A 24746-nucleotide genomic window follows, 5' to 3' on the forward strand; every position below is an offset into this window, starting at 1 on the left:
AGGGGGATATTCATGGCTTTAAATTCAGATATTAAGGCTCAACTTAATCAATATTTAGACTTATTAGAGTCTGATATCGTTTTGCAAGTTGATCTTGGTCAAGATGAAAACTCTAAAAAAATGAAAGAGTTTGTAGAAGAAATCGCTGCAATGTCAGAACGCATTTCTATTGAAAACAAAGAACTTTCTCGACAACCAAGCTTTAGAATTGCTCAAAAAGGTAAAGAAAGTGGGGTTGAATTCGCAGGTCTACCACTTGGACACGAATTTACATCATTTATCCTTGCATTACTACAGGTTTCAGGAAGAGCACCAAAAGTAGATGACGACATTATCACTCGTATTAAAGCAATTGATAAACCACTCCACTTTGAAACTTATGCTAGCTTGACTTGTCATAACTGTCCAGATGTTGTCCAAGCCTTCAATATCATGGCTGTTTTAAACGACAATATTTCACATACCATGATTGAAGGAGGCATGTTCCAAGACGAAGTTAAAGAAAAAGGAATCATGTCTGTCCCTGCGGTTTACTTAAACAACGAGGAATTTACATCTGGTCGCGCAACTATTGAACAATTACTTGACCAAATTTCCGGCCCCTTATCTGAAGAAGCATTTGCTGACAAAGGTACTTATGATGTGCTTATCGTTGGTGGTGGACCAGCTGGTAACAGTGCTGCCATCTATGCTGCACGTAAAGGGCTGAAAACTGGCCTCTTAGCCGAAACATTTGGTGGTCAGGTTATGGAAACTGTTGGTATTGAAAATATGATTGGAACCTTGTATACAGAAGGTCCTAAACTCATGGCTCAAATTGAAGAGCATACCAAATCATATCAAGTAGATATCATCAAATCACAACTAGCTACTTCTATCCAGAAAAAAGATTTAGTTGAAGTAACCCTAGCTAACGGTGCAGTTTTAAAAGCAAAAACCGCCATCCTAGCCTTAGGCGCAAAATGGAGAAATATTAACGTTCCTGGGGAAGATGAATTCCGTAATAAGGGAGTTACTTATTGTCCTCACTGTGATGGACCTTTATTTGAAGATAAGGACGTTGCTGTTATCGGTGGTGGAAACTCCGGAATGGAAGCAGCACTTGATTTAGCAGGTATCTGTAAACATGTCACCGTTTTAGAATTCTTACCAGAACTAAAAGCTGATAAAGTATTACAAGAACGTGCTGCCAAAACTGATAATGTTACTGTTATTACCAATGCTGCAACTAAAGACATTGTTGGCCAAGATAGTGTAACAGGAATCAACTATACTAATCGTGAAACTAAGGAAGAAAAACACATTGATTTAGAAGGTGTCTTTGTTCAGATTGGCTTAGTTCCTAATACAGCTTGGTTAAAAGGTAGTGGCATTGAACTTACAGAACGTGGTGAAATTATTGTTGATGGCCATGGTTCAACGAACATTCCTGGTATTTTTGCAGCTGGAGATTGTACTAATTCCGTTTACAAACAAATTGTTATCTCAATGGGATCAGGAGCTACTGCTGCCATCGGAGCATTTGATTACTTAATTAGACAATAATTTAAAGAAAGATTTAAAACATCTTATAAAATGAGCCTTCCTTTCTAACTGACACTAGTAAATAGCTAGGTCTAAAGAAAGGGTGGCTTATTTTTGTTAGCCAAGAATTTTAAGGCTGAAAGTCATATTTAACTTGCTAATTCTTGCTAAATCTGATAGAATAGTCTTGTCGTTTGTGCGACAAATACTCATCTTAACCCCATTGTGGAATTGTTGCCCTCGTGGTGGTTCTGCAAGTTGACGGTTGAGAGAGGCTAAAAAACAAAAAGGAGAAACTACTCATGGCAGTAATTTCAATGAAACAACTACTTGAGGCTGGTGTTCACTTTGGTCACCAAACTCGTCGCTGGAACCCTAAGATGGCTAAGTTCATCTTTACAGAACGTAACGGTATCCATGTTATCGACTTACAACAAACTGTTAAATTAGCTGACCAGGCTTACGAATTTGTTCGTGATGCTGCGGCAAATGACGCTGTTATCTTGTTTGTAGGTACTAAAAAACAAGCTGCTGAAGCAGTTGCTGACGAAGCAACTCGTGCAGGTCAATACTTCATCAATCATCGTTGGTTGGGTGGAACGCTTACAAACTGGGGAACAATCCAAAAACGTATTGCTCGTTTGAAAGAAATCAAACGTATGGAAGAAGAAGGAACATTCGATGTCCTTCCTAAGAAAGAAGTTGCACTTCTTAACAAACAACGTGCTCGTCTTGAAAAATTCTTGGGTGGTATCGAAGATATGCCTCGTATTCCAGATGTAATGTACGTGGTTGACCCTCATAAAGAACAAATCGCAGTTAAAGAAGCTAAAAAACTTGGTATCCCAGTTGTAGCTATGGTTGATACAAATGCTGACCCAGATGATATCGATGTTATCATCCCAGCAAATGATGATGCTATCCGCGCTGTTAAACTAATCACTTCTAAACTTGCTGACGCTGTTATCGAAGGCCGCCAAGGTGAAGATGCAGATGTTGACTTTGATACTGAAGCTAAAGCAGAATCAATTGAAGAAATCGTTGAAGTTGTCGAAGGCGACAAAGCTTAAGTTTAAACTGACTTTTCTCAAGGTCATATAACTTTAAATATTCTTGAAAAGTGAAACATTAAACGGGGCAGAAAGCAAACCGCTCTGTCTCGTTTTTTTAAACTAAAATAATAACTATTAATTATTGGAGGATTCTACTAATGGCAGAAATTACAGCTAAGCTTGTAAAAGAATTACGTGAAAAATCTGGTGCCGGCGTTATGGACGCAAAAAAAGCACTTGTGGAAACTGACGGTGACATGGACAAAGCCATTGAACTTCTTCGTGAAAAAGGAATGGCTAAAGCAGCTAAAAAAGCTGACCGTGTAGCAGCTGAAGGACTTACTGGTGTTTATGTAAGTGGTAACTTTGCTGCTGTTGTGGAAGTAAACGCTGAAACAGACTTTGTTGCTAAAAATGCACAATTTGTTGAATTAGTAAATGAAACAGCTAAAGTTATTGCTGAAAACAAACCAGCTAACAATGAAGAAGCACTTGAATTAATCATGCCTAGTGGTGAAACTCTTGCCGCAGCATATGTTAATGCAACTGCTACAATCGGAGAAAAAATTTCATTCCGCCGTTTTTCCCTTCTTGAAAAAACTGATGAGCAACACTTTGGTGCTTACCAACACAATGGTGGACGTATCGGAGTTATCTCAGTTATTGAAGGTGGCGATGACGCTCTTGCTAAACAAATTTCAATGCATATCGCTGCTATGAAACCAACTGTACTTTCATACACTGAACTTGATGCCCAATTTGTTAAAGATGAATTAGCACAATTAAACCATGCTATTGAGCTTGACAACGAATCACGCGCAATGGTTGACAAAGCACCACTTCCATTCCTACAATATGGATCAAAAGCAGAATTGTCTGAAGATGTTATTGCTAAAGCTCAAGAAGATATCAAGGCTGAACTTGCAGCTGAAGGTAAACCAGAAAAAATCTGGGACAAAATTATCCCAGGTAAAATGGATCGTTTCATGCTTGACAACACTAAAGTTGACCAAGCTTACACACTTCTTGCTCAAGTTTACATCATGGATGACAGCAAAACCGTTGAAGCTTACCTTAACTCAGTAAACGCAAAAGCAATTGCCTTTGCACGTTTCGAAGTTGGAGAAGGTATTGAGAAAAAATCAAATGATTTTGAATCTGAAGTTGCAGCAACTATGGCTGCTGCCCTAAATAGCTAATAGCATATTAAAATCCTTGACCTCAGAGTCAGGGATTTTTTCTTTCTACACAAGTCAACCACAAAAAAATACTCCGAAAACTTTCTTCCAGAGTATTTTGACTGTTATTACCAAATAATCACTCGATTTTCAGGAGCACGCCACATTGGGTCCCCTTCTTTAATGTCAAATTCTTGGTGGAATTCTTCAAAGTTTGTAAGGGTAACATTTGTACGTAAATGCCCTGGAGCATGCACATCTACACTTACTAGCATTTGCATATATTCCTCACGCGCCTTCAATCGCCATATTTTAGCAAAATTAACAAAGAATTCACGAACAGAAAAATCAGCCTCTCTTTGAGCTGCCTCTAAAGCACAAGCCACACCACCTAAATCAGCAACATTTTCTGAAACAGTCAATTTCCCATTTACCTTAGAACCATGTGAGTCAAGGCCATCAAATTGCGCAACTACCTTATCCGTTCTTTCCTTAAAGGCGGCATAATCTGCCTCTGTCCACCAGTTATTAAGACTACCAGTTTCATCAAAAGAAGCTCCGTTAGTATCAAAAGCATGTGAAATTTCATGAGCAATAACCGCACCAATCCCACCATAATTAGCAGAAGAACTTTGTTCTAGAGAATAAAATGGCGCTTGTAAAATAGCAGCAGGAAAAACAATCTGATTCTGCTGAGGGTCATAATAAGCATTAACCATATGAGCTGGCATATGCCACTCACTACGGTCCACAGGCTTGTTCCACTTACTCCATCTATGAGCAATTGAGATTTCAGCCAAGGCCTGAGCATTCTCAACAAGAGACTTGCTCTCATCAATGATTTTCTTAACATAGGTTTCTGGTAATTTACCTGGATAGCCAATATGTGGTGTAATCACGTTGAGCTTAGTAATAGCCTTTTCACGAGTGGCTGGCGCTAACCAATTAGCTGTTTCCAGACGATGCTTATAGACATCTATCATAGTAGCTACCTTCTTCTCTACATCAGCCTTAGCCTCTGCTGAGAATTTTTCCTTAGCATACCAAAGCCCTAAAGCTTGATTATAAGGACCTTGCGCCAAGTAAAAGGCTGCCTTTTTCTTAGCCATAGCCTGTGGAGTTCCAGAAAGAGCACGCCCATAGCTACCTGATTTTACTCGAATCTCATCTGTTAAATAAGCATTCCAGCTACCTGCTGCCGTTAAAATTAAATCTGCTTTTAACAAATCCCAATTTGCTTCTGAGTAATAGTCAGCAGCAAATTCAGTCCAGAAATTTTCTTCTGGCACAATAATCTTATCTGGAACCTGACCAAGGATTTGTTTAAAAATATCAGTTAAAGGGAGTTCTGGAACTAGTTTAGTAAAGTCTTCCCATTCATAAGGATGATAAAGCTTAGCATACTCTGAAGATTCTTCCCGAGATAGGACATACCTAGCAAGTTTTTTGTCTAACTCAATTACCTTGTCTAGAATATCTTTAATGTCAGCATCAGAAAAACCAAACTTAGGCAAGAGGTCTTCTTGCATATCACGCCAAAGGGCAAGGAATTCTTTTCCTTTTTCATTACCTTCTTCATAGTAAGTCGTATCTGGCAAAATAATACTTGGAGCTTCTGCCCAAAGGACGTTTAGCTGGGCATTCATAAAGTCTGGCGACACCCCAAATGGGAATAGATTAGGTTTACCAGCCATCTCATAAGTTGCTATCTTAGAAGCAAACTCTGCAAATGAACCTAGGGTCTTATATTCCTTAATCAAAGGAAGGACAGGCGTTACACCAATTTCTTCACGTTTATCATAATCAGCAACCATTCTATGAAAAGCCACGAAATTTTCTAAAATACTATCCTTAGGCACCTCCTTACCTGCTAACCAATTATCCGTGGTCTCAAGCATTAGGTTTTCAATTTCGTCTGCTAAATCTGAAAAACCACCTGTTGTGGGCTTATCTTCAGGAATAATGGCTGTTTCAATCCACTTGCCATTCACAGCCTGATAAAAATCTTCTTGATATGTTTTCATTACAAACTCCTTATTATTATTAAAATTGTCTTCCATGAAAAACAATTCCTTGTAACCTCTTACATTATAACAAATTTATAGCTAAAAAACTTGTCTTTATCCTGAGATTTAGTTAAAAACACATTTTATTTTCATTTTTTAGTATTAAATGAGAAAAAATAGCTTGTAAAATAAATACCCCAAGCCAGTAGATTTTCGTCTAAGCTTTGGGGTATCATTCAAAAAAAGATAATTATTTCTGAAAACTCACTCTCTAGTGGCTTGTTCTAGGAAGTCCTTAATAGTCCTATAAATAGACTCTTGGGACAAACCATAATAATCAAGCAGATAAGCTATCTTTCCCACCTGGCCAAAACTTTCATCCACTCCCATGCGTCTAACCGGGGTTGTCTTTTCTTCACTGACAAGCTCACATATGGCACTTCCTAGCCCACCTATTTTATTATGGTTTTCAAGGGTTACAATAGGCTTACCTAGTAATAAAGTTTTCACTTCCTCATGAATAGGTTTAACACGGAAAAGATCAATTACCCCAACAGCAATCCCCTCTTTAGCCATCTTTTCTGCTACTTCAAGTGCCTCTGCCACCATTATCCCTGACGTTACAACAGTTATATCCTTTCCTTGACGAAGCTCAAAATAGCCCTTTGAAAAATCTTCACCTCCCTGATAAATCGGTTTAGGATTTTTTCTGATGGTTCTAATATAAGTTAAGCCTTTAAGAGATAAGCTTTGCTTCAAAACTGCCTGAAATTGGATATCATCACTCACTTCAAAAACATTTGCCTTAGGAATAAGCCTGAGCAATCCTAATTCCTCAAAAGGCATGTGAGTACCACCATTCATTTCAGCACTAACACCTGCATCTGAACCAATAATAGTAGCATTGAGCTGAGCATAAGCTAAGGAGATAAATAATTGATCAAAGACACGCCGAGAAGCAAAAGGACCAAAGGTATGTAAATAGGGATGATAACCCTTAAGAGACAAGCCTGCCGCAAGCCCCACCATCTCGGCTTCCATAATACCTACATTCACGTAACGCTTCCCAAAAGCTTCAGCCAATGTATTAGTTGCCATAGAACTTGACAAATCAGCTTCTAGAACTGCAAGTCCTTGTTCCTGACTAGAATTCTCTAAGAGAAAGTCTCTGTATACCATGCGCATTTCTTTTACAGAACGAGTCATCTACTCACCTCCAATTCCTCTTTTAAGGCACTAGCGGCTCTTACCAAGCTTTCTTTTTGCAGCTGATTTGGACGTAGATGATGATTTTCAGCCATGTCTTCTATCAGCTTGACCCCTTGGCCCTTAATAGTATCTAATACAATACATTTAGGTTTTGATGAGGCTGATTCTTTAAAAGCCATAATAGCATCATAGATAGCCAAAATATCCCCACCATCAACACGGGTGGCTTCAAATCCAAAAGCTTGAAATTTTGCCACAAAATCCCTTGTGTGACAAATGTCTTTAGTTAAGCCATCCAGCTGTTTTTTATTATCATCAACAAATATAAAGAAATTAGCTAGCTGCTGATGGGCTGCAAATTGAAAAGCTTCCCAGCACTGACCCTCATTTAACTCCCCATCACCAACAACTGCATAGGTAACGTAAGGAGAGGCTTCTATCTTCTGAGCATAAGCTATTCCTGTAGCTACACTGACTCCTTGACCAAGAGAACCTGTTGTCATGTCAATTCCCGGTGTCAAGTTCCTATCAGGATGTGAAGGAAGTCTAGTTCCATTCGTATTTAAAGAATGTAAAAATTCTTGGTCAAAAAAACCTTGTAAATAGAGGGTACTATAGAGAGCAGGGCCAGCATGACCCTTTGACAGTACAAAATAATCTCGCTGATTCTTTTCAAATAATTGAGGGGTCATAGGCATAATCTGACCATAGAGGGTTGCTAAAAGCTCGACAATTGATAGACTCCCCCCGTAATGCCCAAAACCAAGATGATTAAGAGTTTCTAAGGTCTCAAATCGTATTTGAGAGGCAAATCTTTTTAAGTGAGCCAAGGTCTCTTCACTTAATGCCATAGCTATCCCTCCTTAACCTTTGATTTTCCAAGAAATGATAGAGCAATCAAAGCTATCAAAATAAGTATTAAACCAGTCGCAATGACTACTACACCACCAATATTATTAAGGAAACCAAGAAGAATACCTGTTAAACCAAAATCAGCATCTGAGAAGGTTGACCCTTCAAAACCAAGTCCACCTAATACAGGCATTAGGAAAATTGGTAAGAAACTGATTAAAATACCCTGAACAAAGGCACCCACAGTTGCACCACGTACACCACCTGAAGCATTTCCAATAACCCCAGCTGTAGCACCACAGAAGAAATGAGGAACAACCCCTGGTAGGATAACCGTTGTTCCGCTAACAATCATAATGGCCATGCTAAGAAGACCACCTGCAAAACTAGAAATAAAACCAATTAATACCGCATTAGGAGCATAAGGATAAACAATAGGACAGTCTAAGGCAGGTTTTGAATTTGGCACTAATTTTTCTGAAATTCCTTTAAAGGCTGGAACAATTTCCCCAAGAATAAGACGAACACCTGCTAAGATAACAAATACTCCCGCAGCAAACTGACCTGCTAGCTGTAGCGCATAGACAAGCCCATGTGTTCCATTACTGAGTTCCTTAGAAATGTAAGCAGGGCCAGCAAAAATAGCCACTATTAAATAAATGATAGCCATAGAAATAGTGATACTCACAGTACTATCACGTAAGAAAGATAAACTCTTTGGAAAATTAATATCCTCTGTTGACTGTGACTCATCTCCAACAAGACCACCAACAAAACCGCTAACAAAATACCCCAAAGAACTAAAATGCCCCAAGGCAACCTTATCATTTCCCGTTAATTGGATCATGTATTTTTGAACAAAAGCAGGCGATACACTCATGATCATCCCCAGAGCAAGCCCTCCAAATAAAATTAGAGAAAGTGAGGTAAAACCTGAAATAGACATAATAACTGCTATCATACAAGCCATATAAAGCGTATGATGTCCAGTTAAGAAAATATATTTAAACTTGGTAAACCGAGCAATTAAAATATTAAAAATCATTCCTGAAAACATGATTAGGGCAGTAGCTGAGCCATATTTAGTTAAGGCTAAGGCTACAATAGCTTCGTTATTGGGAACGACCCCTGATAGATGAAAAGCATGTTCAAACATGGTTCCAAAAGGTTTGAGAGAGCTCTGAACAATACCTGCACCACCTGAGACCACTAAAAAGCCTACAAAGGTTTTAATACCCCCTTTAACAATCTCTGGCAGGGCTTTTTTTTGCAGTAACAAGCCAATAATTGCAATTAAAGCAACCAGTATAGCTGGTGTACTGGCAATATCCACTAAAAATTTCATGATTTATCCCTCCTAGATGAGTCCTTTTTCCTGACAAATGCTAGTCACTAATGCTCCTAGTTCATCCATATCAATAATACTATTTAAGATCCGAACATCCCCCAAGTGACCCGCTGAATCTTCCAAATCTCGACCAACGATCCAGATATCTGCTGCATTAGGGTCGGCACCACCCAAATCATAATGCTCTACCTCAACATCTGTTACACCTAGATCTTTCAAAATAGATTCAATGTTCATTTGAACCATAAAGCTAGAACCCAATCCTGAACCACATGCTGTACCAATTCTTAACTTCATATTATGCCTCCTGTTTTATAATTTCTTTAATATCCTGATATGAGCGGGATTTAAGCAAGCAAGAAACTTTTCCTTTATCCCGTAAAATAGTTGTCAAATGAGATAAGGCTTTTAAATGCGTCTCATTATCAATAGCTGCAATACAAATAAGTAAATAAATTTCTTGTTTAGGATCATCAAGTAGGTAAATAGGTTTTTCTAAAACTAACATAGACATGCCCACTTCTAAAACCCCATCTTCTGGTCTTGCATGGGGAATGGCAATACCTTTTCCTAAATTAATAAAAGGACCAAATTCTTCTACCTTTTTAATCATTGCTTCTGGGTAATTTTCTGTTATCTGACCATTTTTCAAAAGTGGTTGAGCTGCCAAACGAATGGCCTGTTTCCAATCCAAATCTTGTGAGCTCGTCTGATAAGTAGCTTCTCTAATGAGTTCTTGTAACACGGGACGTACATCCTTTCTATTAAAATCTTGCCTTAAAAATTTTTTAAGGGCAAACTGTAGTTCTTTTTCTTGCGTAATAGTGGCATACTGACTAATAATTTTTAGTAATTGCTCCATTTCTAAATCATTAGCAATATCTGGAAAATCATGACTAACTAATTGAAAGAGCTGATAAGTTTGCTCATCAGTCATAAGCATGGGGACTAGATAAACAGGCTTTTGAGCATCAATATGAATAGTGGAAAAAATCAAATCATAGGAATGACTAGCTATTTCCCCAAGTTGATCTACTCGGGAAATTCCTTGAAAAGCTATTTTAGGGAATAAAACCCTTAGATTTTCTTTAATAATTAAGGAAGAACTAACCCCATTAGGACAAATAATAACTGCCCGGTAAGTTTTTTCTCTTTCTTGCTTACTCTTTTTTAAGTAACCACCAAAATGAAGAACAAAATAAGCTATCTCACAGTCTGGAATCTCTTTTCCTAAAGCATCAGCTAAAGGCTGAAGGGATTGTTTGACTAAGGCAAAAAGGTCCTGATAGTTTTCCTTAATACGATTTGTATAATCATTTTCATTTGTAATCCCATACTTCATCCGATAGTAGGCAGGAATGAGATGTCTTTTTAAATCTGAAATTAAATCCTCCTCTTGCTTAAAATTTAAAAGGGAAATATCTTGCATTTTAGTAATAATCTTTAAAGTCATTTCCTGAAAAAATGAATTATTAAGCGAGCCTTCGCCTTCAAAACAGGCAGCTAACAAAAGGGAAAAATAATCAAAATCCTTCTTTTCAAGTCTTAAATAACTAGCTAATTGCCTAAGAATATCTTGACTAATTACCTTGCTTAGTGCAGCTAACTGTTCTGAAAGAGGAAAATCGTCAGTTTCTACATGTTCTACAGGCCTTAAATAGCGACAATGTACAAGGATTAAACTATACAAACATTCCTGCAAGCGATCTAAAATTGGCGACATCTTAAAAGCCTGATAGTAGTCTCTAGCCTTTTGGGCACACTGTTCATAAGAAACAGGGTATTTCCAAGAAGCTAAAATATAATTTAAAGCCCAGTCACCTATTGGAGATTGTAATAGGGTAGCTATCATTTCATAGGCAAGTTGATGCTTATCAATTTCTCTGCCAACTAAGCGATAACCTACTGAGCGAGTATATTCTAGCTTGACATGAAAGGTTGCCATCTTTTTCCTTAATTCTTTAATGTCTGATAGACTTGTATTCTTACTTACCTTTAGGAAATCTTGATAATGATGGTTAGACACAAACTCTCTACGGCAAAAGGTATAGAGGTAAATCAGGTTAATTCTCTCACTTTGTGTTAGATAGACCTGGCCTGCATTTAAAAGTTCAAAAATCTTGTCCGACTCCCTTTGCACCTCCATTGGAACCGAATAGCCTTTTTCACCTAAGAGCAGTTGGGGATAATGCTTGTCTGCTAAAAAAAGATTCAGATTAGCTAAATGTTCCTTAACTTCTTTTAAGGAAAATTTAGTTTTAACAGTCAATTCATATAAGGAAATTTCTTGATAGGTCATCAAAGTGACAAATACAACTATTGCTTTATTGTCAATCATCACTGGTCCTTTCTAAAATCCATTTTATCGAAAACGTTTACAATAAACTAGACCCATTTTAGCACAATCTCTCTTGTCAAAAGACAAACTCTAATTGGGCTCAACAATAACAATAAAAACCACCCTAAAGCTGGCTTATTAAGCTCAGTTCTTAGGTGGTTATTCTTACTTATTCTTATGGCTTACTTAAAATAGCCAAGGTCTGATAGGCTTTCAAATCTACTTTATCACCCATTTTTTCTATCTCATAATTACTGATTAAAACTTGTCCTCCCTGATAAGAAGTTGGTATATCAAGGGTAAGTGTTTGGGCGTAAAAGTTATTGAGAACAAGTAATTTTTGACCCTCAAAATGACGTTCAAAGGCATAAACAGACTGACTATCTCTTAAATAAGCTTTATAATCTCCCTCAGCAATAATAGGCCATTCTTTTCGTAGCTTAATTAGTTTCTGATAAAAGGGAAAGATTTTTCCATTTTTTTCTGTTTCAACATTAATTTCCCTGTAGCTTTTAGCAACTTTTAACCAGGGTTCCCCTTTTGAAAAACCAGCATTTTGACTGGCATCCCACTGCATGGGAACTCGTGAATTATCGCGGGATTTGGCTTTGACAATGCCGAAAGCCTGCTCGGGCGTTTTACCTTCTTCAAGTAAGCTATGATAGGCATTCCAACTTTCAACGTCGACATAATCTGACATTGTGTCATATTCCGGATCAAGCATGCCAATTTCCTCTCCCATATAGATGTAAGGAGTACCACGAGACAGATGAATTGAAGCTGCTAACATAGTAGCTCCTTCATTTCGAAAATGTTCGACATCTATAAAACGATTCAAGACACGAGGTTGATCATGGTTATTATAAAAGAGAGCATTCCAACCATTACCTTGACTTATCCCTTCTCCCCAAGCATGAAAAAGATCTCGTAAAGTAGGGAAATCAAAATCCATAAGAGTCCATTTTTGGCCATCCTTGTAGTCCACCTTCAAATGATGAAAGTTAAAGGCCATGGCAAGTTCCTCACGCTCTGGAGCTGTGTAGAGAATGCAATTTTCAATAGTGGTAGCTGACATTTCCCCAACTGTCATAAAGGAGTCGTCTTGGCCAAAGCTAGCATTGTTCAGCATCTTAAGATAATCATGGGTAATTGGCTTGTCTGTATAAGCAGGTTTTCCATCATTTATTGGACAGTCCTGTAACTGTTCATCTTTACCAATTAAGTTAATCACATCAAAACGAAAGCCCTTGACCCCCTTATCACGCCAAAAATTAACCACTTTAAAAAGTTCTTTTCTAACATTTGGATTTCGCCAGTTTAAATCGGCTTGGGAGACATCAAATAAATGAAGATAATACTTACCACTATCTCCAAAGGGTGCCCAGGCACTGCCTCCAAATTTCGACTGCCAATCTGTCGGTTGGTCTCGCAAAATAAAGAAGTCCTGATAATACTTATCTCCTGCTAGAGCCTTTTGAAACCATTCATGGTCTGTTGAGCAATGATTCAATACCATATCCAACATAAACTCAATACCATTAGCCTGTCCACAAGCAATTAGGTCTTCAAAATCAGCCATTGTTCCAAAGACTGGATTAACAGCTGTATAATCTGTAATATCATAGCCATTGTCTCTTTGGGGACTAGGATAAAAAGGATTCAACCAGACCATATCAACTCCAAGCTCCTTCAAATAAGGGATTTTTTCAATAATTCCAGCTAAATCACCAATCCCATTTCCACTGGTGTCTTTATAGGACTTGGGGTAAATCTGGTAAACAACCTTACCTTTATCAATCGCCATTTTTTCTCCTTTGAAATAGCTTCAGGAACTGATATCAGTTCCTGATTTTTATTATAATCACCATTACTTTATTTCTTGCTTACTAGCATGAGGGGCTCTGTTTGAGTAACTGAACATGGTAATACATGCTTTAAAATATTCATTTCAAAATGATCTTGACTAGTGATGACAAGAGGGATTTCTGTTGAATAGCCTGCTTGTTGGAGAGCAGACATATCAAAGGAAATCAGCTTATCACCGACCTTAACCCAGTCACCCTGCTTGACATGTGCTACAAAGCCTTCACCTTTTAAGTTAACAGTATCCATACCGATATGCATTAGAATTTCAAGCCCTTGGGCTGTAGCTAGTCCAATAGCATGTTTAGTTGGAAATAGAACTGTTACCTGACCATCAACTGGGGATACCAGTTCTCCTTGGCTTGGTTGAATTAAAAGGCCTGGTCCCATAATCCCTTGGGCAAAAACAGGGTCTTTAGCCTGACTCAACTCCTTAACTTCTCCTGTAAGTGGACTCTTTAATTCAAGAACTTTATCTTTTAGATCAAGAGGTGTTTGTGTTAGATCTTGTTCTAAAGAAGCTTGACTTTCCTCTACCATTTGAGCCATAATAGCTTCATCTTCTGTCTTGGTCATGATATGTGACTTGCGGAAAAAGAAGGTTAAGGCCATTGGCACAAGAATAGCCACTGCCATACAAAGAATGAATGGAAGCATGTATTTAACATTAATTGCCATTATTCCTGGCAGGCCTCCTACACCAATTGAGTTTGCCTGAACATTAAAAGTTGTGGCTAAAAGCCCCGCACAGGATGAACCAATCATACCTGCTACAAAAGGATAAACATACTTAAGATTAACACCAAAGAGTGCTGGCTCTGTCACCCCAAGATAGGCTGAAATCGCTGCTGGAAGTGATACTTCAGCTTGACCCTTATTTTTGCGATTCATCAGGTAATAAGCAAAGACTGATGACCCTTGGGCAATATTAGATAAGGCAATCATTGGCCAAAGCCCAGTTGTATGACTTGCTGTATCAGCCATTAATTGCGTATCAATGGCATTTGTCATATGATGAAGCCCAGTAATAACCAATGGGGCATAGAGTGCTCCAAAAATAGCGCCAAATAACCATTTAACAGGACCAGTTAAACCAGCTAATACGACAAAGGAAATACCTTTACCAATTGTCCAACCTAAAGGTCCCAAAATAGTATGAGCTAAAATTAAGGCTGGAATAAGTGATAAGAAAGGAACAAAAATCATAGAAATAACTTCTGGGATACGCTTACGCCAAAATATTTCTAAATAAGCAAGGGACAGACCAGCTAATAGTGCCGGAATAACCTGTGCTTGATAACCAATACGATTAATGGTAAAGAAGCCAAAATCCCAAACCCAGCTTTTAGCAATCTCAGAAGCTGGTGTACTAGCAACAGCATAAGCATTTAAAAGCTGTGGCGAAACCAGACAAATCCCTAAAACAATACCCAAAATCTGAGTTGTTCCCATCTTTCGTGTTACCGACCAAGTAATTCCTACTGGTAAGAAATGGAAGATAGCTTCACCTGGTAACCATAAGAAATCATTTATCCCATTCCAAAATGGAGATACATTAACAATGGTATTCCAAACAGGTTGGCCTGCAGCATCAAAAACCAGTTTTCCTCTTTCTACTTGCTGCCCTAGAAATTCCAGGGGGATACCTGAGAGGATATTGCGAAAACCTAAAATTAATCCCCCAACAATAATAGCTGGAATGATGGGCGTAAAAATTTCCGCTAACATTGTCATTACACGTTGAAGAGGGTTTTGATTGGACTTGGCTGCTGATTTAGCTGCTTCCTTAGAAACTCCTTCTAATCCTGAAACAGCTGTAAAATCATTATAAAAAAGAGACACATCATTACCAATGATGACTTGAAATTGCCCAGCATTGGTGAAAGTCCCCTTAACTGCTGGGATTTTTTCAATCTCATTTACCTGAGCCTGGTCCTTATCATCCAAAACAAAACGCATACGTGTCGCACAATGGGTGACAGCCTTCACGTTATCCTTACCGCCAATAGCCTGTAAAAGACTCCTAGCATCCTTTTCAAATTTTCCCATGTCATCATCCTCTGGATTCTTTTCTTGCTGGCTGGCTTATCAAAAAGCAATAGCTTTATTCTTTAAATTCTTTTGATAGAATCTAATGTTTAGTTAAATTGTAATCGATTACAAACTTGTAGGCAAGTTGTTTGGCTAAATAATAGAAAATTTCCCTATAATATGCTATCTTGTATGTTAAAAAGAAAACAAGTTAGAAAGAATTCTATTTCTCTATGAAAAAATATGAAAAAATCTTTAGGGACCTTGAAAAGAAAATTTCTAAAGAAGATTATAAAACTGGTGATTTCCTACCCACTGAAATGGAACTATGTAAAGAATACCAAGTTAGCCGTGACACCATTCGCAAGGCCTTAGACTTACTAACAAAGGCTGGACTTATCAAGAAAAAGCAAGGTCTCGGAAGTCAAGTTATCAAACACCAGCAGATACTCTTTCCGGTTTCAGAATTAACCAGCTACCAAGAGTTAGTCACTTATTTTAATATGGATTCTAAAACCAATGTGATTGCTATTGATAAGCTCTTGGTTGATGAGACTATCGCCCAATTAACAAGCTTTCCTCTTAATACTATTGTCTGGCGCATTACTAGGCAAAGACTTGTTGATAGAATAGCCTCTGTACTTGACATTGACTATCTGAGCAAAAAAATTGTTCCTAATATGAGTAGGGAAATTGCTGAAAAATCCTTATATGCTTATTTAGAGCAGGACTTAAAGCTAGAAATTGATTATGCCTTAAAAGAAATCACCATTGACCAGATTACTGATAAGGATAAAATCCTCCTAGACTTGGGCTCAGACCAACATGTTGTATCTGTCAAATCAAAAGTTTATCTCTCAAATAAGCAACAATTCCAATTTACAGAGAGCCGCCATAAACTTGAAAAATTTAAATTTGTAGATTTTGCACGTCGCCAAACAAAATAAAGCTTAGAAAGTCTCCTTTCTAAGCTTTTATAATATGAATTAACTGACTTATTTTATTTCTTTACCAGCATTGGCACCTGATTGTAAATTAAATATCTTTTCAATATGAATAATACCAACAGCCTTAGGAATTCCCATTTTCCCTTCTGCCCAAGCCTTAGCTTCTTCATACATAGGTCCTGTTTTTTGGAGTTCTGCTTTTCCAACAAAACGGTAGCCCTTAAGCTGTTCACGATCAACAAAAGCAACTTCTATTTTTCCGTTAGCTTCAATATTTTCTTGTGTCTGTCCACCGGTATTTTCATTAAAAATTAAGGTTTCATCATCATAAAGCCTCATTGAACGTTTGGGACCAATATTAGGATTTCCTGAATGGTCAACAGTAGCCACCATAGCTAGTTGCTTCTCAATAAGTGATTTCATTTCTTCTGTTAACATAATTGTTTCCTCCTTAAATCATACAAGACTGACAGCTATCTAGGTCTTCTTGATATAAAAGCATTTCATCTTGATCATAAGTTTCACTGCCAGATAAAATTTCTTGACGCACACGAACATAATAAATAGAGGCGCACTTTTTCTTAAAGGCCTGAATATAAGCTCTATTTAAGTCCCGTGTAGTAGCTGACTCGGTCATAAAGAGTGTCATAGATATAGCTTGGTCAACATGCTTTTGAGCACTGGCTACAATATTAATAATAGGATCAGGACCTAACTCATATGCCCCTTTAAGATAGTAATCATAGTTATCATTATCAATGTTATAAGCAGGGACATAGACACGGCCTAGAGAACCTTCTTTTCGAACCTCAACAGGTGACACCACAGGCTGTAAACTAGGTGTACACGACGAAAGATAAGAAATCGACCCTGTCGGAGCAACTGCCAGTAGATGTGAATTAGCCAAACCATTTTCTCGAATCATTTCGACTAACTGCTTCCAGTCCTCTTGACTTGGTAAATAAAAATTATAGTGGGCTAAGAGTTCTTTTACCTTTTCTGTTTTTACCTCATGCTTAGCTTCAGTATATTTTTTAAAGTAAGAACCGTCAGCATAATCCGACTGGGCAAAACCAGCAAAGCTTCCCTGAGACTTAGCCAACTGACATGACGCTTTAAAGGCATGATAAGCCAAACTATAAAAGAAAGAGTCTGTAAAATCTAGGGCCTCTTTTGAATCATAAAAAATCTGATGAGTAGCCAAGAAACCATGCAAATTCATAGCTCCCAAACCAATAGCATGATTAGCATTATTGCCATATTCAACCGACGGAGCACAGCTTAAATCTGAACTACGCGATACCCTATCCAAAGCTCTCACACTATGTTCCACTAATTTATCAAAATCTTTACCAGCCTCCATAGCCTTAGCAATATTGAGCGACCCCAGATTACATGAGATATCTTGACCTAATTCCGTAAAAGATAAGTCCTCTTTAAAATAACTCGGGGTACTAAATTGCGCAATTTCTGAACAAAGGTTAGACATAATAATCCTACCCTGACGATGATGAGGGTTTTTATTATTAACCGTATCTTCAAAGAGCATATAAGGATAACCTGATTCAAATTGTAATTCAGCAACAGTTTGGAAAAATTGTCTCGCACTAATAAAGGTTTTCTTAACATTTGGATTAGCAAGTAAGTTGTCATACTCTTGACTAATGGAAATATCTGACATAGCCTTGCCATATTCGCGTTCAATATCATAAGGAGAAAAGAGGGCCATCTCCTTATTTTCCCTAGCCAACTCAAAAGTAATATCTGGAATGACTAAACCTAGAGCCAAAGACTTAATCCGTATCTTTTCATCTGCATTTTCACGCTTAGTATCTAAAAAAGTCATTACCTCTGGATGATGAGCATGAAGATAAACAGCACCCGCACCTTGTCTTTGCCCTAATTGATTAGCATAAGAAAAAGCATCCTCTAAAAGCTTCATGACAGGAACAATACCCGTCGCTTGGTTTTTGATTCCCTTAATTGGAGCACCAAACTCACGTAGATTAGTCAATGCTAGGGCAAGGCCGCCGCCACGTTTTGACAACTGTAAGCTAGTGCTTATCCCCCGGGAAATTGATTCCATATTATCTTCTACACGTAATAAATAGCAAGAAATATATTCCCCACGACGTGCCTTCCCAGCATTTAAAAAAGTAGGCGTTGCCGGCTGAAAACGTTGGTTTAGCATATCATCAAGCAAAGCCATGGCTAAATCCTCATCACCAGCTGCTAAAAAGAGAGCATTCATAACCACCCTATCCTCAAAATGTTCTAGGATTTTTTCATGGTCATCTGTTTTGAGAGCATAAGCATTATAAAATTTCAAAGCTCCCATAAAGCTCTGAAAAGGCTTTTTATCCCTTGCTGCCTTAGCAAAAATATTACTAATAAACTCTAAATCATAAGCCTCTAATAGCTTAGAATCATAGTAATTTTCTCTGACCAAGTAATCCAATTTTTCCTTTAGGGAATTAAAATTTAAGGTATTAGGATAAATTTCTTCCTCCAAATAAGCTGAAATTGCTTGTTTATCAGCATCAAAGTGATATTTACCATTATCATCCTTAAAACGTGTTAAAGCGTTATAGGAACGATAGTTCTTTTTTTGTGTCATTAATCCTTCCTTTCTTCGGGGCAAATTAAAAATTCTTTAACCCGTTTGACATCTTCTTTTGTCCCTAACAATTCAAACTGATGCAGCATAGGCACACCTAATTTTTCTGCAATAATAGGGCCTGCAAGAGCATAGGTATCTCCAAAATTTGTATTTCCTGTCCCAATAACCCCACAACAGAACTTTCTATTGTCTGGATCATTTAAGAACTGAATGACTTGCTTTGGGACAGCACCTTGTCGCTTACCACCACCACCTGCATAAGTAGGTACAATTAAGATATAAGCTTCCTTTGCCTTAATACTTGTTCCATCCATAGGGATACGCTGACTAGAGCAAGCTAATTTTTCAACAAAACGATGGGTATTATTAGATTTAGACGAAAAATAAACCACACAGCGACACATCGCTTTAAAATTCCCAGTCTTCATCCTCAGTTTCCTCCCTTATTCCCATCACATAGGATGAACCATTGCCAGAAAAGAAATCATGATTTTCATCTGCACGTGCTGACAATTGCGCAAAAATTTCTGGAGAAACACGTGTTTCTTCTTCAGTAAAGGGTGAATCATAACCAAGATTTTGTAAAAATTTTCCAGCATTGTAAAGACTAAAACAAATAGCCTCCTCAGCAAGATCAAAACCTTCATAAAGTTCATAGAGATATTCTTTTTCTAACTCAATGAGGTCATACAACAAGTCAAAAACAAAAGTCTTCATCTGCTCCTGTTTTTCAGGACTTAGCTGGGCTAACTTTTGCTGATACTTATAACCACTATAGTAATTATGGATAACCTTATCGCGTAAGATTAACCTAATAATATCTGATGTATTAGGCAATAAACCTCTAGCAGCAAGGTAAAATGGTAAATAAAAACCACCATACAGTAGAAAACCTGGCATCATAGCAGCTGCTATCTTTGATTTTAAAGGATCATCCCCTTGATAATATGGAATAAGCTTTTCTGCCCTAGCCTGTAAACTAGGTGTAGATATTACCCACTCATGAGCTTCTTCAATCTGTTGACTATTACATAAAGTCGAAAAGATACTGCCATAAGATCTGGCATGAACAGCTACCATGAAGGCAAAGTTAGTATAGATAACCTGTTCATGATCTGTTTGAGAATGTTGTATCTGAGCTACATCCCCAACAGTTGCTTGAACAGTATCTAAGAGAGTTAAACCTGTAAAGGTCCTTGTTATTAATGCTTGCCACTTATCATCCAGACTTTTCCAAGAGGCCAAATCATTTGATAAGGCAATCTTCTCAGGTAACCAAAAATTCTGGGTCACTCTATTCCATACTTCTAAATCTTTTTCATCATTTAATTTGTTCCAGTTCACAGAACGCATGGGAAGGGCTTGACCAGTTAAAGCAAAGTCTAAAGGTGACTGAGACCTATCATAATATTGTGATGACATTTTCACTCCTCTAATAATAAGATGCTAAGCATCTATTTGAATTTTTGACCAATAAAAAAACAATCCAAGCAAGAACTGATGTCAAGCACCAGCTCTTCTTGAAAAGTATTTTTATAATGTTATTCTTGACACAAAAAGAAGTCTTTCTCTGCCAACTGTGTTATTGTAAGCAAGCTTACTTTCTCCGTGATTCTGTTCTTCTTAAACAGGCTTGAATAAATATTAACACAAAATGTAGTGGTATTCAATTATTTTTGGCACAAAATATAGTGTTTAAACTAATTGTAAAGAAAGTAAAAATTAAAAAATTAAGCGTACTTAATTTTTTACGATTATAAAAGCTTTCATAACAGGCTTCTTTTACAATTTCTAAAAGAGAAGATCTTTACTCTTTCAGTAAATTAGGCTACAAGTTATTTAAAACTCATCTAAAAACAAATTTTCTAAAAATTAAGAAACACTCTACTAGCAAATAGCTACCTAAACTTATATAATAAATTAATTAATACTAATTGGAGATAAATATGATCTATGATTACAACTCAGAAATAAGATTAGGGAAGGTTTCCCTCTATGTTAATCACCTACAAACCATGACTGAATTTTACACAAATATTATTGGATTCAGTATTTTAAGCCAAGATAGTCAAAAAACGGAACTAACCATTGATGGCAAAGATGTCTTGCTGGAATTATTACAAACTGAGCAAGCCAAGGAAAAGACCTATGGTTTATACCATACTGCTATTCTAGTTCCCGATAAGAATTATCTGGGCTTAGCCCTTGAACACCTCCTTCGTTCTCAAACCCAAGTAGAAGGTGCGGCAGACCATGGTTACAGTGAAGCTATTTACCTCAGCGACCCTGAAGGAAATGGCATCGAAATTTACTATGATAAAGACACAAGCTTCTGGGATATCCGTCCAGATGGACAAATTATTGGTGTAACAGACCCAATGGATGCAAAAAGCATGCTGGATAACCTAACTAGCATTCCAGAAACCTTTAAACTTGCCCAAGGAACAAAAATTGGCCATGTTCACCTTAGTGTAAAAGATGCCCTAGCCTCCTCCAAACTTTATCAAAAAGTTTTTTCAATGCGAAATAAAATGACCATTTCAACTGCTAGTTGGATTTCTTCTGGCGATTATCACCATCACTTGGCCTTTAACAATTGGGATGGCCCTCGTTTAGCAAAACATGAACAAGGCATCCCTGGACTCAATTATATTACAATTGAATATTCTAATCCGTCTGCCTTTACTAGTAGCTTAAAAAATGCCAGCGACAATGGGATGACCCTGCTTGATCATCAAGATAAGAGTTTTACTGTACTTGATAATGATGGTATTCAGACTAAAGTGATTCTTACGAAAAGTAACTAGCCTTTCCTTGACAGGAAGGCTTTTACTTTCTACAATATCTATATGTTAACTTTTTTAATTCCAACAGCAAAGGAAATGAAGCTTCCAGATAGTTCATTTCCCGCTCAATTTCCCCCAAACAGTCAACCTATACTTGACGAATTAGCTAAACTTTCTGAAGAGCAGCTAACTTATGCCTACAAAATTAATACAAAAGCCAGTCAAAAAGAAGCTGAAAGAATCCAAGCTATTTACCAAAAAAAGGCTAAAACCTATCCTGCTTATTTACTCTTTAATGGCCTCATGTATCGTAACATTAAAAGAAATCACCTTAGTGCTCAAGAAGAACACTATCTCTTAAAGCATGTCTATATTACTTCTTCCTTATACGGTATTATACCGATGGACTATCCCATTTCTGAACATCGCCTTGATTTTCAGACAAAAGTCAAAATAAGAGGCAAATCTTTAAAAAATTTCTGGCGCCCCCATTATGATGCCTTTATTAAAAAAGACATGACAATTATCTCACTTCTATCCAGTGAATTTGAAGATGTTTTCTCTAAGGATAGGAAAAAATTGTGGATAAGTATCACCTTTCTAGAGGAAAAAGATGGTCAGCTCAAAGGGCATTCAACAATTTCTAAAAAAGCCAGAGGCTACTTTTTAAGTGCCTGTATGGAAAGGAATTGCCAGACTCTCAAAGAACTCACAAAGCTTGATTTTAAAGGCTTTTCCTACTGCCAAAAACTCTCAAGTAAAGAGAAATATGTCTATATAAAAAAAGAGGTCTAGAGCCTCTTTTTCTTATTCTATCCACACATTTAAAACTTATACACAATCTGTGGATAAGTTTGAGGATAAGAGGAGGAAAAGTCCTTCTATCCTTGTCATAAAAGCTTTTTAAGTCTAGGTCAGTTTATTACGGTTAACCTGTTCAAATGTCTGATCACCATCATTTAGCTTATCCCAAATAATAACCTTACCAGCTTGCAAAGACTTTTGCACATCAATAATTCTTTGATTAGATGAGCCTCTAAACTGAAGCATGAGATTTTTTTTACTAATATCAAAACGACCATCCACTAAAATATCAATTAGAGCTAGCATCTCTAATTTGTCTTCTGATTCAAGCATCATTTCTTCCCAAGTATAGCCTGTCCATGACCAAATATCTTTTTGAGGCAGTTCTTTCCTTATTCTCTTAATTAAAGGAATCAAAATACCTGTATTTAAAAAGGGTTCTCCACCAAGTAAGGTTAACCCTTGGACATAGGGTTTAGCTAAATCAGACATGATTTGCTCTTCTAAGTCTTGAGTATAGGGGATACCCGCTTTAAAAGACCAGGTGGCAGCATTATAGCAACCTTTGCAGTGAAACATACAACCTGATACATACAGAGAATTTCTAACTCCTTCCCCATCAACAAAATTAAAGGCCTTGTAGTCGATAATCCTACCTTGACTCAATTCCTCTGATTTCCATTCTTTAGGTTTGGGAGAATTCCAACATTTTTCTTCCATTCTAGTCTATAACCTTTCTTTACCTAATAAAATAGCGTTCTGTTTCTCCTTGAATATCTTCTAATATCCCACCATTTGCTAAGATAACCGATCGGCTAGCCTCATTATGTACCTTACAGGTAAGTAAAACTGTTTGAATATTCTTAGTCCTAGCTTCTTTTAATCCTGCTGCTAACATTTTCTTAGCAAAGCCTCTTCCCCTTTTTGAAGGACGTACAGAATAACCAATATGGCCTCCTTCTTTTTGTAAGGAAGCATTCAAAGCAAGCCTTAAATTAAGAAACCCAATAGCTCTGTCTCTAGCATCAAAGGCTACAAATTGTATGGATGGGACAAAATTCTCAGGAATTTGAAGGCCAGCTTCCATAAGTCTATTAGTTTCTAACCATTCCTCATAGAGAAAATTATCTGGGGACCAAAAGCCACCATCATGAAGAGATTGCATGTCTTGAAATTCTTGCATCATTTCCATAACAGTCTTTTTATCTGCTCTAGTAGGTCTTCTTAACTGCATAATTCCTCCTTAATCAGCTAGATCTATTTGTAAATCTCCATATGGCTTAGAAGACTGACATATCTGATGACAAAGCCAGTGACTAAGGAGACTAGTTCCATCCTTGACAGGGTTGACATTAGGCTTTACAGCCTCTAAAAAAGCATCAATTATAGACTCAAAGCCCCTTTTATACAGGCTTGTATCCCAAACAGAAAATTCATGAAGACTAGACTGACTCCCTTGCTAAACAGTCATTTTATCAAGGTTTTCCAAAGAAATAGTATTATCTGGGGTTTGAATTTCCATCACTTCTCGTCGACTTCCTGACTGAAGATTCATAGAAGCTATCACCAATGATGATGAGCTTGCTAGATTGACAATAAGTTGACGCAAGAGCCCATCTTTGTCTAAACGGTAGTGGAAATTAGCTCTAAGAGGCTTGTCATCTAGTAAAAAAAGAGCTGTATCTAAAGGGTGCATGAAGAACTCAAATACTTTAAACCTTAGTTGACCAGATCTATTGCTATCATTTTTACTTACATGAACTTGACACTTATTTGACACATTTGACATTTCCTTTACACCAGGAGCAAACCTTCTATTAAAACCAGCCATCAAAAATGTCTGATGAAGCTTAGCTATCTTATAAAGTTCTTGAGTCGTTTGAAAGTCTTCTATTAAGAGGTTTATCCATATAAACTGGAATTCCTCGCTTCAAGAAGCTTTTAGCTATATCAAAATGAACACTGGTTGCTAAATGGATAAAGACACCATCTAACTTGACCTTGTTTAGTTCTTCCATACTAGTATAAGAAAAAGAGTTGCCAAATAAAGAAAAGAGTCTACTTCTTTCAAAACAGTCTGATTTCGCGTAAACAAATGCCATTCTACCTCTTTTAGCTGTCTCATATATGGTAAATAAGCTTTTTGGCAAATATTACCAATTCCTACAATCCCAATTTTTAACATTTG

General features: G+C 37.3%; 20 protein-coding genes and 1 pseudogene. 6 read left to right on the top strand and 15 right to left on the bottom strand.

Features of this window, described 5'->3' with window-relative positions; genetic code table 11:
- Window positions 1–12: 12 nt before the first annotated feature.
- From ahpF to tsf, 3 genes are all read left to right on the top strand, one after another.
- Entirely contained in the window at window positions 13–1545 is a 1533-nt protein-coding gene (ahpF, locus tag A3GU_RS0104810) for an alkyl hydroperoxide reductase subunit F (protein WP_018366414.1), read from the top strand.
- Between the two features lie 281 nt (window positions 1546–1826).
- Window positions 1827–2594 carry a 30S ribosomal protein S2 gene (gene rpsB, locus A3GU_RS0104815; RefSeq protein ID WP_018366415.1) on the top strand — a complete coding sequence of 256 codons (768 nt, stop codon included), beginning with the start codon at window positions 1827–1829 and terminating at the stop codon, window positions 2592–2594.
- A gap of 140 nt (window positions 2595–2734) precedes the next feature.
- Complete coding sequence (tsf, locus tag A3GU_RS0104820; protein ID WP_018366416.1) at window positions 2735–3775, top strand: translation elongation factor Ts; 1041 nt, start codon at window positions 2735–2737, stop codon at window positions 3773–3775.
- Between the two features lie 107 nt (window positions 3776–3882).
- On the opposite strand, the gene A3GU_RS0104825 is transcribed toward tsf, so the two are convergent.
- From A3GU_RS0104825 to treP, 8 genes are all read right to left on the bottom strand, one after another.
- Window positions 3883–5778: a M13 family metallopeptidase gene (locus tag A3GU_RS0104825; protein WP_018366417.1), complete on the bottom strand. Its 1896-nt coding sequence runs from the start codon at window positions 5776–5778 to the stop codon at window positions 3883–3885.
- A 246-nt stretch (window positions 5779–6024) separates the two neighbouring features.
- Window positions 6025–6966, bottom strand: coding sequence for a transketolase family protein (locus tag A3GU_RS0104830; RefSeq protein ID WP_018366418.1), 942 nt, complete (start codon window positions 6964–6966; stop codon window positions 6025–6027).
- Window positions 6963–7820, bottom strand: a complete 858-nt coding sequence (locus A3GU_RS0104835) for a transketolase (protein ID WP_018366419.1) — start codon at window positions 7818–7820, stop codon at window positions 6963–6965. Before A3GU_RS0104835 ends, A3GU_RS0104830 begins: the two co-directional genes overlap by 4 nt.
- Before the next feature lie 2 nt (window positions 7821–7822).
- A complete protein-coding gene (locus A3GU_RS0104840; RefSeq protein ID WP_018366420.1) occupies window positions 7823–9166 on the bottom strand; it encodes a PTS ascorbate transporter subunit IIC in 1344 nt (447 codons plus the stop codon).
- Between the two features lie 12 nt (window positions 9167–9178).
- Complete coding sequence (locus A3GU_RS0104845; protein WP_018366421.1) at window positions 9179–9466, bottom strand: PTS sugar transporter subunit IIB; 288 nt, start codon at window positions 9464–9466, stop codon at window positions 9179–9181.
- A gap of 1 nt (window position 9467) precedes the next feature.
- Complete coding sequence (locus A3GU_RS0104850) at window positions 9468–11507, bottom strand: BglG family transcription antiterminator (protein WP_018366422.1); 2040 nt, start codon at window positions 11505–11507, stop codon at window positions 9468–9470.
- Window positions 11508–11682: 175 nt separating this feature from the next.
- Complete coding sequence (treC, locus tag A3GU_RS0104855) at window positions 11683–13311, bottom strand: alpha,alpha-phosphotrehalase (RefSeq protein ID WP_018366423.1); 1629 nt, start codon at window positions 13309–13311, stop codon at window positions 11683–11685.
- Window positions 13312–13379: 68 nt separating this feature from the next.
- Window positions 13380–15419 (bottom strand): PTS system trehalose-specific EIIBC component, encoded by a 2040-nt coding sequence (gene treP, locus A3GU_RS0104860; RefSeq protein ID WP_018366424.1) that lies wholly within the window; start codon window positions 15417–15419, stop codon window positions 13380–13382.
- 215 nt (window positions 15420–15634) lie between these two features.
- Here treP and treR point away from each other — a divergent pair, with 215 nt between their 5' ends.
- A complete protein-coding gene (gene treR / locus A3GU_RS0104865) occupies window positions 15635–16348 on the top strand; it encodes a trehalose operon repressor (RefSeq protein ID WP_018366425.1) in 714 nt (237 codons plus the stop codon).
- Window positions 16349–16396: 48 nt separating this feature from the next.
- On the opposite strand, the gene A3GU_RS0104870 is transcribed toward treR, so the two are convergent.
- From A3GU_RS0104870 to nrdF, 4 genes are read right to left on the bottom strand one after another with little or no spacing between them, the layout of a single operon-like run.
- On the bottom strand, window positions 16397–16786 hold the full coding sequence (locus A3GU_RS0104870; RefSeq protein ID WP_018366426.1) for a pyridoxamine 5'-phosphate oxidase family protein: 390 nt from the start codon (window positions 16784–16786) through the stop codon (window positions 16397–16399).
- A gap of 13 nt (window positions 16787–16799) precedes the next feature.
- A complete protein-coding gene (gene nrdE, locus A3GU_RS0104875; protein ID WP_018366427.1) occupies window positions 16800–18965 on the bottom strand; it encodes a class 1b ribonucleoside-diphosphate reductase subunit alpha in 2166 nt (721 codons plus the stop codon).
- Window positions 18965–19396, bottom strand: a complete 432-nt coding sequence (nrdI, locus tag A3GU_RS0104880; RefSeq protein WP_018366428.1) for a class Ib ribonucleoside-diphosphate reductase assembly flavoprotein NrdI — start codon at window positions 19394–19396, stop codon at window positions 18965–18967. Before nrdI ends, nrdE begins: the two co-directional genes overlap by 1 nt.
- Window positions 19377–20390, bottom strand: coding sequence for a class 1b ribonucleoside-diphosphate reductase subunit beta (gene nrdF / locus A3GU_RS0104885; protein ID WP_018366429.1), 1014 nt, complete (start codon window positions 20388–20390; stop codon window positions 19377–19379). Before nrdF ends, nrdI begins: the two co-directional genes overlap by 20 nt.
- A gap of 524 nt (window positions 20391–20914) precedes the next feature.
- On the opposite strand from nrdF, the gene A3GU_RS0104890 reads away from it, so the two are divergent.
- Both A3GU_RS0104890 and yaaA read left to right on the top strand, forming a co-directional pair.
- The gene (locus tag A3GU_RS0104890) at window positions 20915–21775 is read left to right on the top strand and encodes a VOC family protein (protein ID WP_018366430.1); all 861 of its coding nucleotides are present in this window, start codon (window positions 20915–20917) and stop codon (window positions 21773–21775) included.
- Between the two features lie 42 nt (window positions 21776–21817).
- Window positions 21818–22549, top strand: coding sequence for a peroxide stress protein YaaA (gene yaaA, locus A3GU_RS0104895; RefSeq protein WP_018366431.1), 732 nt, complete (start codon window positions 21818–21820; stop codon window positions 22547–22549).
- A 114-nt stretch (window positions 22550–22663) separates the two neighbouring features.
- On the opposite strand, the gene nrdG is transcribed toward yaaA, so the two are convergent.
- The 3 genes and pseudogenes from nrdG to A3GU_RS09575 form a co-directional block, all read right to left on the bottom strand.
- Window positions 22664–23278: an anaerobic ribonucleoside-triphosphate reductase activating protein gene (nrdG, locus tag A3GU_RS0104900; protein ID WP_018366432.1), complete on the bottom strand. Its 615-nt coding sequence runs from the start codon at window positions 23276–23278 to the stop codon at window positions 22664–22666.
- A gap of 19 nt (window positions 23279–23297) precedes the next feature.
- Window positions 23298–23792: a GNAT family N-acetyltransferase gene (locus A3GU_RS0104905; RefSeq protein WP_018366433.1), complete on the bottom strand. Its 495-nt coding sequence runs from the start codon at window positions 23790–23792 to the stop codon at window positions 23298–23300.
- 9 nt (window positions 23793–23801) lie between these two features.
- Window positions 23802–24743, bottom strand: a pseudogene (locus tag A3GU_RS09575) (Gfo/Idh/MocA family protein).
- Window positions 24744–24746: the final 3 nt, after the last annotated feature.

The sequence above is a fragment of the Streptococcus didelphis DSM 15616 genome (assembly GCF_000380005.1).
GTDB classification, from domain to species: Bacteria; Bacillota; Bacilli; order Lactobacillales; family Streptococcaceae; genus Streptococcus; species Streptococcus didelphis.